Source organism: Streptomyces sp. CNH189, assembly GCF_000527195.1.
In genome coordinates, this window is the sequence record NZ_AZUS01000021.1 from 16554 (window position 1) to 29769 (window position 13216).

Genomic DNA, 13216 nt, shown 5'->3' on the forward strand with positions numbered 1-13216 from the left:
TTCCGCGCCGGTCACAGCGCCCGGAGGCCGTTGATCACGTCGCGCAGAATACTCTCGTCCGGCAGCTCGGCCGGGGGTACCGGACGGTTCACATGGACGAGTTCCGCGTCCACGAGATCACCGACGAGTACCCGGACCACGCCGACCGGCACGTCGAGTCCGGCGGCGATCTCGGCGACCGTCTGCGGGGCGTCGCGGCACAGGCCGACGATGTCGACGTGCTCCGGGGAGAGGGTGGGGTCGTCCTCCGGGTCGTCGGCGTGCGGCTCCGCGACGACCACGGCGATCAGGTCGAGGCGGTGCTGGGCCGCACTGGTGGTGCGGCCCCGCGTCATGGCGTACGGACGGACGACCGGTCCGGCCTCGTCGTCGAACCAGTGGCTTCTACCCTGACCGTGAGCGCTCATGTCGTCCCACTACCCGCCCGAGGGCAGATCGGTGCGTGGCGCGGCGCCCAGATGCGCGCCGACCCGCTTCACCAGGAGGGTCATCTCGTAGGCCACCTGGCCGACGTCGGAGTCGGCGTCGGCGAGGACCGCGAGGCAGCTGCCGTCGCCGGCCGCGGTGACGAACAGGAACGCCTCGTCGAGTTCGACGACGGTCTGGCGGACCTCGCCGGCCTCGAAGTGGCGGCCCACGCCCTTGGCGAGACTGTGGAAGCCGGAGGCGACGGCGGCCAGGTGCTCGCTGTCCTCCCGGGTGAGGTCCTTGGACGCCCCCGTGGGCAGGCCGTCGCCGGAGAGCACGATCGCCTTGCGGATGCTGGCGACGCGGTCCACCAGGTCGTCGAGGAGCCAGTTCAGCTCCCCCTTGTCGGTCGTGGTGTGGCCGGTGGCGCTCGGTTCGGTCATCGACCGTCCCCCTTGTTCCCTCGTCGTGGTGCTGTGCCGCTGCCGGCGTCGTCGCCCGCGGCGTTCTCCTCCCGGCCGCGCTGCCAGCCTCGCTGGAGCGAGGCCATGCGGCTGCGCACGTCGTCCGCGTCCCGTTCGACGGGCCGGGCCCGGTCGGTTTTGCGGGTCGCGGCGTCGCGCTTGAGCTGCGGGGCCAGGCTGGCCTGCCGCACGCGCCGGGGCAGGGCCGCCTCGTCGGGCGGCGGTGTGCCGGTGTCCGTGTCGTCGGTGACCGGAGAGGAGTCGTCGGGGCCGCCGTCCGTGGTCGCGGGGCGGCCGGTGGGGCCGGGCGGTCCGGCCGAGGGCTGCGCCGGGGCGCCGCGGGCGGGGCCGGCGGTCGCGGGGGTGCCGTCGCGTTCGCCCACCGATCCGGCGTGCCGGGCGGGGGCGGTGGTCCGCCGGCGGGCGGGCAGCGGCGGCGGTGTCTCCGCGTCCGGCTGCTCCGGGTCCGGCGTCGGCGCACCGGTGCCGCCGCGGCCGGGGAGCGCGGCGACCGGCTCCTTGCCGGTGCGGCCGATGCCCCGGCCGCCCGCCGTGGTCTCGCCGCGGCGCCGGGCCGGCAGCGGAGGAGGCTCGTCCGCGTCGGGCCGGGTGTGCGGCGGCGCTGTCGTGTCGTCGTCCGTCCGTCCGCCCCGGGCGCGCTGGTCGCGGACCGGGCGGCCGTGGGAGCTGACCAGCTTGGGGGTCGTCCTGCGGGTGAGGGGCACGGGAGCGCTCCCCCGCTCACCGGATCCCGTGTCCCGTTCGTCCGGGCCCGTCGCACGGCCGTGGTCGGGGTCCTGCCGGTCGGCGTCACGGCCGGACCGTCCGTCGTCGGTGCGGGTGCTGCGGGGACGGAACAGACCGCCGCGTTCGCCGTCCTCGTCGTCCAGGCCGCCGGGGAAGCCGCCGAGAGCGTCCAGGTCGACGGGCGCCTCCAGTTCGACCGGCCCGTCCAGCACGGAGGCGGGCAGGCCGGGCAGCGCCACGGGCACCTGGGAGAGCGCGGCGCGGCGGCTCTCCGCCGGTTCCTTCTCCGCCGAGCGGCGCGGGCGGTCGAGACGGAATCCGACGCCGTTGGTGTCGGGGACGTCGTCGGTGAGCAGCGCGTCGGGGATGAGGACGACCGCCGTGGTGCCGCCGTACGGGGACGGCTGCAGGGACACCCGGACGTTCTGGCGCTGGGCGAGCCGGCTGACCACGAACAGGCCGAGCCGGTCGGTGTCGGAGAGCTCGAACTCCGGGGTCTCGGCAAGCCGGAGGTTCGCGTCGAGCAGGGTGTCGGCGGCCATGCCGAGGCCCCGGTCGTGGATCTCCAGGGTGAAGCCGTTGGCGACGCGTTCGCCGACGACCTGCACGGCGGTGTGCGGCGGGGAGAACACCGTGGCGTTCTCCAGCAGTTCGGCGACCAGGTGGGTGAGGTCGGCGACGGCCGGTCCGGTGACGGCGACCCTGGGCAGGCGGCGGACCTCGATGCGCTCGTAGTCCTCGACCTCGGCGACGGCGGCGCGCACCACGTCCATCAGCTGCACGGGCTTGCGCCACTGCCGGGAGGGGGCGGCGCCGGAGAGGATCACCAGGCCCTCGGCGTGCCGGCGCATACGGGTGGTCAGGTGGTCCAGCCGGAACAGGTCGGCGAGTTCCTCGGTGTCGTCCGTCCTGCGCTCCATGGCGTCGAGCAGGGTGAGCTGCTTGTGCAGCAGGACCTGGCTGCGGCGGGCGAGGTTGACGAACACCTCGGAGACGCCGGCCCGCAGTTCGGCCTGCTTGACGGCGGCCTCGACGGCGGCGCGCTGGAGGGTGTTGAGGGCCTGGCCGACCTCGCCTATCTCGTTCTTGTCGTACTCCAGGCGCGGGACCTCGGTCTCGATGTCGACCTGTTCACCGGCCGAGAGCCGGCGCATCACGCTGGGCAGCCGCACGCCGGAGGCTTCGTGGGCCTCCAGGCGCAGCTGCCTGAGGTCGCGGACGAGTTTCCGGCCCACCCGCACGGAGAGGAACAGGGAGACGAGCAGGGCGGCCAGGCCGAGCACACCGGCGGCGACGGCCTTGGCGATGACACCCATGGCGACGGGCCGCACCCGCTCCTGATAGCGGTCGCCGGCCTGGTCGTTGAGGGTGCCGAGCTCGGCGAGCACCTCTCCGGCGGCGGTGTCCCAGCTGGTGGCGGTGACCCCGCGGGGCGTTCCGTCCTCGGCGAAGACGGCGGCCTGCTCGCCCACCCGCAGCGGGGCGGTGGCGGCGTTGCTCCAGAACGTCTCGTACCGGTCGCGCTCGTCCGCGGGGAGCTGGGGCAGGGCGACGTCGTACAGCAGGGTGCGCTGGGCCGTCAGGTCGGAGACGTCGCGGACCTCGGTGGGGGACAGCTTGCCGACGATCAGGGCGGAGCCGAGCAGGGCGTCCTGGCGGGAGAGCAGTTCGCGGGCGCGGGCCAGGTTCACCAGGGCGCGGTACTGCTTGTCGAGTTCGACGTCCTCGACCACGTGCAGATCGGCCAGCAGCACGTAGCAGGGGTCGATCAGGCGGTTGTAGAGGTCGAGGGCCTGACGCCGGTCGAGGGTGCCGTCGTCGACGCTGCGGCGCAGGGACTGGAGGCCCTCGAAGGAGTCGAGGGCGGCGTCGAGTTTGCCGGAGTCTCCGTGCATGGCCTCGCGTACGTCACCGCCGGAGGCGTTCCTGCGGACGGCGGCCACGGCCCTGTCGGTGGCGGTGCGGCTGTGCTTGAGGGCGGTGAGGCCGTCGGAGGCGCGAGGGTCGGCGAGATGGACGAGGGTCTGGCGGCGTTCCTGCTGCAGGACACGGACGGTGTCCTCGACGGGGTAGCCGACCTCCTCCATCACGGACGAGACGTCGAACAGGTGGCTCGCCTCGCGGCTCGTGATCACGGTGGTGAAGGCCCAGAGCGTGGTCAGGGACACCAGCGGCACGAGGAGCAGCGCCACGATCTTCCGGCGGATGGACTTCCCGCGAAAGCGCATGGCCTCCCCCAGCTCGGCCCCCCGGGTGACCGGAGGCACACATGTGCGTCAACAAACGGCGCGAGCCTACTACCGCCCCGGGGGCAACTCGAAGACCCGGCCGGAGGGTTCGATTCCGGCAGGACGTCGGAACAGGTGGAGTTGTCCGGGCATTGCGGGAGATTGCCTCCCGCATTCCGGGACGTCGCCCCTGGCTCTTTCTCCCCCATTTTCGGGGGTGGTTGGCTGAAATCTTTCCCAGCCGGGAATCTTCACGGCGGTCCGCGCGTCCTTCTCTGTGGGACATGGGGGCGGAATCGGCCACAGGAGCCGTGTCCCGCACCTGGGCGGCGTAAAACAGCGCAAGCCGGGCAGCCAAAGGGGAGCCGGGTCTTCGGACTTCAGCAGTGGGCTGGCGGCGGTGGGGAGTGACAAGGGTGATGGGCACGGCGGAGCGGCGCGAGGCGTCCGAGGACGGCAGGGCGGTGGGCGGGACGACGACGCGGCCGGACGCCGCGGTGGTGGGGCGCGCCGCGCCCGCCTCCGGGCGGCGTGAGGCCGGCGGGCGCGGCGGTGGCGCGGCCGGGCAGAAGGCCCAGGAGGCCTCCGCGGACCGGACCGCGTACCGGCCGCTGTGGGTGGAGGAGCCGGCGCGGCGGCGCAGGCTGCCCGATCCGGTGAGGACGGCCGCCGTGCGCGCGGTGCTCGTCATCGCGGTGACCTTGATTCAGGCCATGGTGGCCCTGCTGTGCACGCTTGCCGAGTCCTGGCTGGCGTTCCCGATGGTCATCAGCAGCGTCGTGAGCACGATCGCGGCCACCTGGGCGGCGCTCGACGTCTGGGTGACCCGCCAGGTGTGGAACCAGCGGCACGGCGTGGTGTCCATGCCCAGCAGCACGGCGCGGGCGCTGCGCCGTGAGCGGCGCCAGGCCCGCCGTCAGGAGCGCTCCGCCCAGCGTGCGCAGGCCCGCATACGCCGGCGGGGCGGGACCGGGCAGTTGTCGCACCCGTAGCGCGACACAGCGGCGTCCTGTCTCGCGTTCCGGCGGAGAAGGCGTGATCGTCGCCGCCCCTCCCCAGCGTGCGCGGCCGGTATGGTGGCATGTCGTATGACGCACAGATGAGTACGGTGCGCGATCAGGCCCCGGCGGCAGGGCGGTCGTCCTGGCGGGGGCCGGAGGCCGCCGGTCACGGCGTGCACCGGGCGTTCGGATGGATGGGGGCCGGCCATGACCCGCGCGCGGCAGCCCGGCGAGCAGGAGAAGACCGCGAGCGGCGCCGTGCGGTCCGTGGACCGCGCCGTGAGTGTGCTGGAGATCCTCGCCCGGCGCGGCGAGGCGGGTGTCACGGAGATCGCCGACGAACTGGGCGTGCACCGGTCCACCGCCTTCCGGCTGCTCGGTGTGCTGGAGAACCGCGGTCTGGTGGCACAGGCCGGCGACCGCGGCAAGTACCACCTGGGGGCCGGCGTACTGCGTCTCGCGGGAGCAGCGGCCGTACGGCTGGACGTCTCGCAGGAGGGCGTCCCGGTCTGCCGGGACCTCGCCGACGAGCTGGGCGAGACGGTGAACACCGCGGTACTGGACGACTTCGCCGCCGTCAACATCATGCAGGCGCGCGGTACGGCCTCGGTGACGGCGCAGGACTGGCTGGGCCGGCGCACGCCGCTGCACGCGACGTCCAGCGGCAAGGTGTTTCTGGCCCACATGACGCCCGCGCTCCGCGAGGAGTATCTGAGCCGCCCGCTGCACCGGTTCACGGACCACACGCTCACCGAGGCGTCGCTGCTGCGTGGCGAGCTGGAGCGGGCGGCCGAGCAGGGGTACGCCTCCACCCGGGAGGAGCTGGAGCTCGGCCTCGTCGCCGTCGCGGCGCCGGTCCGCGCGCACGACGGTGCGGTGATCGCCGCGATCAGTGCCTCGGGGCCGGTGTACCGCCTGACCCCGGACCGGCTTCCCCGCCTGGGCGCCCGCACGGCCGCGGCGGCGGCCGAACTGTCACGGCGGATGGGGTACGGCTTCTGAGGGGTGGCCGTGGCCCGCCCCCGGCATCACTTGACCGTGCCCGGCGCCGGCCGCAGTTCGGCCGGGCGCCGGGCCGGCGTTCAGCCCGTCGCCGGGGCCGGGCGCTTGAACATGCGGGTCGCCGTGATCTCGCTGTGCGTCTCCTCGCCCGGGTCGGGCTGGGGAAGCCCGGGCCGCAGATGCTCCTCCACGCTGATGTACTTCAGGCCCGCCCTGAGGTCGGCGTCGTTGCGCAGCCGGATGACCAGCGGGAACTCCGCCAGCGCCGTGGTGTCGAACAGCCCGGTGGTGTACAGCAGCTGCACGCCGAGCGCGTCGGCGACGGCCCGCTGGAGCTCCAGCAGGTAGGTGGCGTTGGCCCGGCCGATGGGGTTGTCGAGGAACAGCGTGCCGGCGTGCCGGTGCTTGTCCCGGCCCCGGTCGTTGGAGCGCAGCGCCGCCATCGTGCAGTACAGGGCGATGGCGGCGGTGAGCAGCTGTCCGCCGGAGAACACGTCGCCCATCTGTCCGACCGGCACCCGCTCGGCACGCAGCACCGCGTCGGGCTTGAGGATCTCGACGGCGACGCCCTTCGGGCGCAGCGCGGCGGCGACCCCGCGCAGCAGCAGGGACATGCCGTCCCGCCGCAGGTCGGAGTTCTTCTTGACGGCCGCTCGGGTCGCCTCGTCGATGACCTCGCCGAGGCGCTCGGTCAGGGTGGCCTGGTCGGGCTCCTCGAAGCGGATGCGCAGGAACTCCTGCCCCGACCACTCCCCCAGTCCCTCGGGGAGCCGGGACAGCCGCTGGGCGGAGCGCAGGGTGGCGAGGGCGGACTCGACCAGCCCCCGCAGCCGGTCCACGATCGAGTCGCGGTTGCGTTCCAGCTGCTCCAGCTCGTCGGTGAGCACCCGGAGCCGGGGGGCGAAGGCGTCGGCCCACTTCTGGGCGTGCTCCGGCAGCGCGGACGCGGGCAGTTCCCGGATCTGCTGGCGCGCCGGGGTGCGGACCTGCTCGAATCGGGTGGCGTTGGCGTGCCGGACCAGTACGTCGCTCGCCTCGCGCACGGCGGCCTCTGCGGCCGACAGGTCGGCGGCGCAGCCGCGCAGCGAGCGGCGGGCCTCGGCGGCGGAGCGCCGGGCGTCGTCCAGACCGCCCGGATAGGGCTCGGGTTGCTCCTGCTCCTCCTCGACGGTGTGTTCGCGCAGTAGGTCGCGCAGCATGGCGGCGATCTCGTCGAAGCCGCCGACCGCGTCCTCGGCGGACCGGTGGGCCGCGAGCAGTTCGGCGTGCGCGTCCCGCGCCTGACTCAACTCCTCCTCACGGGTGGCGAGTTCGGTGGTGGCGGTACGCAGGAGGACCTGAGCGTGATCGGCGTCGCGCGGGACCAGTTCTTCGGGGAGGCCGGTGTGCGCCTCGCCGTCCGCGGGGGCGAGGCGCTCCGCCTCACCGCGGAGCCGGCCGAGCTGCTCGCTCGCGCCGGACATGCGGGTCTCCAGGAGCTGGACCAGTTCCTCCGCGCGGGCGGCCGCGGCCTGCCGGCTGGGGCCGTCGGACCCGTCGGGCGACCGGAGCAGCTGCTCGGCGCGGGTGCGGACCTTGTTGCTCAGCCGGTCGAGCTCGGCGCGCGCCGCGCTCTCGTCGCTCTCGGCGCGGGCCTGTTCGGCGCGCAGGTCGGCGCCGACGCCGACCTTCTCGTACAGCTGGGACGCGGCGCGGTAGGCCTCCCGCAGGGCGGGCAGGGACGCCTGCGGGGCGCCGTCGGACTCCTCGGGCAGGTCGTCGGGGGCGCCGGCGATCTCGGAGCGCTCCGCGCGCAGGGTGCGGGCGGTGCGCCGGGCGTCGTCGGCGGCGCGCTGGGCGGCGCGCCGGTCCTCGTCGGCGGCGCGGGCCCGCTCCAGGCAGGCCTGGGCGCGGGCCTCGGCCTCGGCGGCGTCGTCGGCCAGTTCGCGCAGCTTGGCCTGCCATCCGGCGCGCTCGCGCAGCCGGAAGGCGAGCCCGGCGAGGGCGTCGGCGGCGCGCCGGGCCTTCTGGGCGGCCTCCTGGCGTTCGTCGCGGACCCGGACCGCCTCGGCCGCCGCCTCCTCGGCCTCGGCCCGTACGCCGCGTGCCTCGGCCAGTTCGGCCTCGGCCTCCTCGGCGAACGCCCGTGCCTGCCGGGCCGTGACGGCCAGCTCGGTGAGCCGGCCGGCGGGGCAGCCGGTGCGCCAGGAGGCGAGCCGCGCGGCCAGCTCGCGGTCCTTGCCGAGCCGGGCGGCGAGCGCCCGGATCTCCTCGTCCCGCTCGGCGGCGCGGGCGCGCAACGCCTGCCGTTCCTCGTCGGCGGCGTGCTCGTCGTGCATGGCCGGGTTCGGCGGGACGAGGAAGACGTCACCGGCGTCGGACGCGGGCGTCGGGGCGAGCAGGGCGGCTGCCGTGCCGACGGCGACGGCGGACCGGGGCAGCAGGGCGGCGTCGCTCAGTGCCTCGCGGGCGCGGACGTGGGAGTCCGGGTCGGTGATGACGACGCCGTCGACCAGTTCGGGGCGGGCGGCCAGGACGCGCGCGTGGTCGGCGGGGTCGACGGCCTGGGCGAGGTAGCGCCAGCCGGGAAGGGCGGGGATGCCGTGCTCGCCGAGGAACTCGACGGTCGCCAGCACGTCCGGGCCGGGCGGCAGCAGACCGCCGTCGCCGAGCGCGCCGAGGATCCGGGAGTCGTCCGCGGCGGCGGTGCGCAGGTCGAACAGCTGCCGTTCGGCGGAGGAGACGGCGTCGTCGAGCAGCTCACGCAACTCGTCGGCGAACCGGTCGAGTTCCTCCCCGGTCAGGACGCCTTCCCGGGGTCCGTCCGCGGCGGTGTCGGTGTCCGTGCGCCGGCCCGGTACCACGGTCCGGCGGACGGCGGTGGCGCCCGGCAGGCTCAGCAGCTCGGCCAGCCGCTGTTCGGCGGCGAGGGACTCGGCGGTGCGGCGCTCGCTCTCGTGGGCGCGCCCGGCCGCCGTGGCCGCGTCGGCGGCGCGGGCCGCGGTGAGTTCCGCGCGACTCTCCGCGGCGGCCGCCTCGCGGGCGTGCTCGGTGGCCCGGCGGGCGGCCTCCCGCGCGGTGTCCCAGGCCGCGACGGCGGTCTTCTCGGCGTCGCTGGCCGCGAGGGCGGCACGGGCCGGGTCGGCGTCGGGCGCGCTGTCGTCGAGCCAGCCGGCCCGGACGGCCTCCGCGGTCTCCTGCTCGACCTCCGTGAGCCGCTGGCGCAGGTGCCCGATCTCACTGCGGGCGCGCTGCGCCTCGGTGGCGGCGGCGGTGGAGTCGCGGTGGGCGGCGTCACCGGCCTCCTGGAGCGCGGCCGACCGCTCCTCCTCCTCGTTGGCGTGGTTCTCGGCGTTCCGCGCGGCCGCGTGCAGGGCGCGGACCAGGTCGACGGCGGCCTTGGCACGGGCGGCCAGGGCCGGGGCGGCGTCCCGCTCGGCCTCCTGGATCGCGGCGGACACCCGCGTCACCCGGTCGGCGGCGGCGCGGTGGCGCAGCACGGACTCGGCGGCCTGCCAGGCGGAGTACAGCGTGCGGGCATCGGCCAGTTCGCGCTTCTGGGCGGCGGCGGACTTCTCGGCGGCGGCCAGTGCCAGGGAGGCATGGCGGTAGGCGAGTTCGGCGGAGACGAGCGCGCTGTGCCCGCGGGCGGTGTCGGCGTGGGTGACCGCGTGCGCGGCCGTGGTGACGCGCTGGGCGAGGTCGGCCGCGCGCTGCCGCTCCTGGGCGCCGCGCGCGGAGAGCCGGCGGGCCAGGGTACGGGTGCGGCGTTCGGCGGCGGTGTGGATGTCCCGTGCGCGGGTGCGGGCCTCGGCGGCCTCGACGATGCGGCCCAGCAGGTCGACGGACCCGGCGGTGAAGTCGCGTTCGGCGATGAGTTCGGCGCGCCGGCCCAGTTTGTTGCCGAATCCGCTGACGAGGTCGGCGAGTCCGTCCGTGTCGCGGGTGTCGGTGACGGCGCGCAGCAGCAGGTCGGTGAAGTCGGAGTCCTTCTTCACCGCGAAGAGGCCGGCCGCCTCTCCTTCGTCGGCGTTCATCTCCCGCTGGTAGCGGAAGAGTTCCGGGTCGAGCCCGAGGTCGCCGAGGTGCTCGGTCCAGCGCTCGTGGATCTCCTCCCAGTGCACCTCCAGGTGCGGGTAGGTCTTGCCGGCCTCGGTGAGTGCGTCGCGGAAGCCCTTCATGGTGCGGCGCCGGCCGCGCGCGCCGGACTGTCCCTCGACGGGCGGACGCACGGACGTGGCCTCGGCGACGGGGAGGCCGTCCAGGCTGAGTCCGGGCCCGGGGCGGAAGGAGTACCAGGCCTCGGCGAACTTGCGGGGGTCGTTGGAGACCTGACGGCCCCGCCACTCGCTGGCCTTGCCGACGACGACGCACTCGCCGGTCTGCACGTGCTGCCATTCGAGAGCGACGTGGCCGCAGTCGTCGGCGAGCAGGAACTTGCGCAGCACGCCGGAGCTGGCACCGCCGAGGGTGTTGCGGTGACCCGGGAGCATCACGGAGAAGATCAGCTTCAGCAGGACGGACTTGCCGCCGCCGTTCTCCAGGAAGAGCACGCCGGCGGGCGCGGGACGGCGCGGGGGGCCGACGGGGTCGTCCGCGAAGAACTCCGCCTGCGTCGGCGCCGGGTTCGGCACGGTGGCGCCGACGCCGCGCAGGTCGAGCACGGTGTCGGCGTAGCGTGCGCCCGCCGGTCCGATGGAGTAGAGGCGGACCCGGGACAGCTCGTACATGGCGGACTCTCGTGAGGCTTCGTGGGGTGGGGGTCAGGCGGAGTGGAAGGGCAGGCCGGCGTCGGCGACCAGGTCCAGGGCGTCGCCGTCCTCGGGGGGCAGCAGGGTGGGGGTGCCGTCGGTGACCGGGACGACGCCGAGGTCGAGCAGTTCGGCCATGGCGGCGCCGCCCGCCATGTCGCGGACCTGGAGCTGGTAGCGGGCGGTGGTGCGGTAGGTGCCGCCGTTGTCGTCGCCGGTGCGCTGGAGGAAGCCGGAGTCGGTGAGGAAGGAGACGGCCTTGGCGACGATGCCGGTGGTGGAACCGGCCAGGCGGCGGGCGTCCTTGGTGGCGCCGGTGGAGCTGCGCCGGGCCCAGATCCGCCAGGCGGCCTCGAGTCCGGGGGCCTCGCTGACCGGGTCGGTGTTCTCGCCCTGTTCGGCGGCCCGCTCCTCCAGACGGTGGCAGGCCTGGCGGACGAAGGCGTCGACGCCGTTGACCGTGACGCGCCCGATGTAGCCGTCGTCGGCCAGGTCCTCGGGGCGGGGGAAGGCCATGGCGGCGACGGCGAGGTGGGCGAGGCCGTGCAGGAAGCGGTCGCCGCCGTCGGCGGAGGTGCGGCGCGCGTAGTCGCCCATGCGGACGGCGAAGACGGAGTCCTCGGCTGCGGTGACGGCCATGCCGGCGCGCGGGGACACCTCCAGCACGATCAGTCCGAGTCCGGTGGCCACGGCGTCGGCGAGCCGCGCGAACGGCGGGTCCTCCCGGTAGCGGCGCAGCAGGTCGGCGTACTCCTGGTCGCGGGCGGGCTGCAGCTTGGGCTGGAGGCCGAAGGCGACGAGCCGGGCCGCGTCGGCGGCGTCGGCGGGCGTGACGGCGTTGCTCGCCGGCGCCGGCGCGGGCTCCGGCTCGCTCCAGTCGGCGTGCTCGGTCACGGTCGGTGCTCCTCGGTGCGGTAAGGGTCGATGCGAGGGGTGACGGTGGGCGGGGTGGGCGTGCGGGGTGCACCGGTGCCGGTACCGCGCACCGCGGTGAGGGAGCGGGGTTCTGTCGTCCCGGCGCGGCGCACCGCCGTGAGGGTGCGGGGCGCAGTGCTGTCGGCGCGGCGCGCCGCCGTGAGGGTGCGGGGTGCCGCGGTGGCGGTCATGCCGCCTCCGTACGGTCCGCGGCCATGCCGGCCGCGTCCAGCAGGGCCGTGCCCACGATGAGGTCGGCGCCGCCGAACTCGGGGTCGTCCAGGTCAGTGCCGTCGTCCACGGCGAACAGCAGCTTCCGCTCGCCCTGGCGGTAGGCGGTGCCGACCGGCGGGCTGGCGGCGTGGACGGCCAGCAGGGCGACCAGGTAGGGCAGCTCGGGGTCCTGGCGGCGGGCGTCGGCCAGCAGTCCGGACAGCCGGCGCGGCGCGTCGGACGGCAGGTCAAGGAGCTCGGTGGCGGCCGCCAACTGCTCCTCGCTGAAGCGGCTGTCGTCGGGGGTGGCGATCAGGTCCGGCTCGGGCATCTCGGCGCCGAGGTGCTCACGTTCCACGGGCGGGGTCAGCAGGATCTCGACGAGGTCGGCGACCCGGACGGACACGGGTGTGCGCAGTCCGGTGCCGCGGGCGAAGAACGCGTCGGTGACCCGGGACGCCTGCTCGACCGGGAGCGGCAGCAGGGGCGCGAGGAGCTGGCCGTAGAGGTCGGTGCCGGCGGTCGCGGCGGGCGTGGCGAAGGCCTGCCGGTCCTGTTCGGCGCGGAACAGCGGGCCGGCCTCCAGCAGCCGGGACTGCAGCTGGGTGTGGCGCCGGATGCAGTCCTTGACGATGTCGACCAGCTCGGCGGCGCGGCGCTTGTGCTCGGGGTCCTCGGACTCGTCCCGGGCCTTGCGGATGTTGGTGAGGATCGCGTTCTCGTGGCGGTAGCGGTCGGCGACGTGGTCGAGCGCTTCGGCGATCATGTCGGGCACGGCGCTGAGCCAGTCCACCGCGCGGACGTTGCGCCGGGTGGCCTCCAGGGCGCGGCGCAGGGTCTCGGAGTACTGCACGGTGCGGTAGCGGGCCTGTTCGGCGGCGAGCTGCGCGTCGGCGAGCCGGCCCCGGCTGATCAGCACCTCGAGCTTGACCTCGGCGGCGATCTGGGCGCTGGTGACGTCGGTGTCGAGGGCGCCGACCAGGACGTTGACCGCCTCGTCGGTGGTGCGCAGGTACACCGTGCCGCCGGGGCCCGGGACCTCTTCGATCAGCTTGAAGTCGTAGTCGCGGCGCACATACGTGCCGTCCGCGCCGAAGACGCCGTAGACGGCGCGGAAGCCGCGGTCCACGCTGCCGACGTTGATCAGGTTCTCCAGGACCCAGCGGGCCACCCGCTCGTGCTCGGCGGCGGGGCGGTCCGGGGCCTGGGCGGCGACGCGCGGGACGATCCGGGCGACGATCTGGTCGTGGTCCGCGCCGGTGTCGAAGTCCATGTTGAGTGTGACCAGGTCGATGGCGGCGAGGGCGATCTCCGCCATGCCGTACACCGAGTACTCGCCCGCGAGATTGGCCTTGCGGCTGTCGAGGTCGTGCAACGGCGCGGTGCACGCGAGCGCGCGCAGCCGCCGCGCCAGGCCTTCGTCGGCGGCCGGGCCCGGCGCGGGCCGCGGCCCCGCGCTGAGCTGGGGCGGAACGCTGTCCGTCGGTGCAGGCGAAGTCACGGTGCAC

The 13216-nt window shown here is 75.0% G+C and carries 9 protein-coding genes; 2 read left to right on the forward strand and 7 right to left on the reverse strand.

Annotated elements, in window-relative coordinates:
- Positions 1-11 precede the first annotated feature (11 nt).
- From B100_RS0125745 to B100_RS0125755, 3 genes are read right to left on the reverse strand one after another with little or no spacing between them, the layout of a single operon-like run.
- Positions 12-407, reverse strand: a complete 396-nt coding sequence (locus B100_RS0125745; RefSeq protein ID WP_024887295.1) for a DUF742 domain-containing protein — start codon at positions 405-407, stop codon at positions 12-14.
- A gap of 9 nt (positions 408-416) precedes the next feature.
- Positions 417-851, reverse strand: a complete 435-nt coding sequence (locus tag B100_RS0125750) for a roadblock/LC7 domain-containing protein (RefSeq protein WP_024887296.1) — start codon at positions 849-851, stop codon at positions 417-419.
- Complete coding sequence (locus B100_RS0125755) at positions 848-3847, reverse strand: nitrate- and nitrite sensing domain-containing protein (RefSeq protein WP_024887297.1); 3000 nt, start codon at positions 3845-3847, stop codon at positions 848-850. Before B100_RS0125755 ends, B100_RS0125750 begins: the two co-directional genes overlap by 4 nt.
- A gap of 419 nt (positions 3848-4266) precedes the next feature.
- Between B100_RS0125755 and B100_RS0125760 the strand changes: the two genes are divergently transcribed.
- On the forward strand, positions 4267-4839 hold the full coding sequence (locus B100_RS0125760; RefSeq protein WP_024887298.1) for a hypothetical protein: 573 nt from the start codon (positions 4267-4269) through the stop codon (positions 4837-4839).
- A gap of 216 nt (positions 4840-5055) precedes the next feature.
- A complete protein-coding gene (locus B100_RS0125765) occupies positions 5056-5850 on the forward strand; it encodes an IclR family transcriptional regulator (protein ID WP_024887299.1) in 795 nt (264 codons plus the stop codon).
- 80 nt (positions 5851-5930) lie between these two features.
- Here the strand turns inward: B100_RS0125765 and B100_RS0125770 are convergent, their stop codons facing one another.
- From B100_RS0125770 to B100_RS0125785, 4 genes are read right to left on the reverse strand one after another with little or no spacing between them, the layout of a single operon-like run.
- Positions 5931-10559 (reverse strand): hypothetical protein, encoded by a 4629-nt coding sequence (locus B100_RS0125770; protein WP_024887300.1) that lies wholly within the window; start codon positions 10557-10559, stop codon positions 5931-5933.
- A gap of 33 nt (positions 10560-10592) precedes the next feature.
- Positions 10593-11474, reverse strand: coding sequence for a hypothetical protein (locus B100_RS0125775; RefSeq protein WP_024887301.1), 882 nt, complete (start codon positions 11472-11474; stop codon positions 10593-10595).
- Positions 11471-11686: a hypothetical protein gene (locus tag B100_RS0125780; RefSeq protein WP_024887302.1), complete on the reverse strand. Its 216-nt coding sequence runs from the start codon at positions 11684-11686 to the stop codon at positions 11471-11473. Before B100_RS0125780 ends, B100_RS0125775 begins: the two co-directional genes overlap by 4 nt.
- On the reverse strand, positions 11683-13209 hold the full coding sequence (locus B100_RS0125785) for a hypothetical protein (protein WP_024887303.1): 1527 nt from the start codon (positions 13207-13209) through the stop codon (positions 11683-11685). Before B100_RS0125785 ends, B100_RS0125780 begins: the two co-directional genes overlap by 4 nt.
- Positions 13210-13216: the final 7 nt, after the last annotated feature.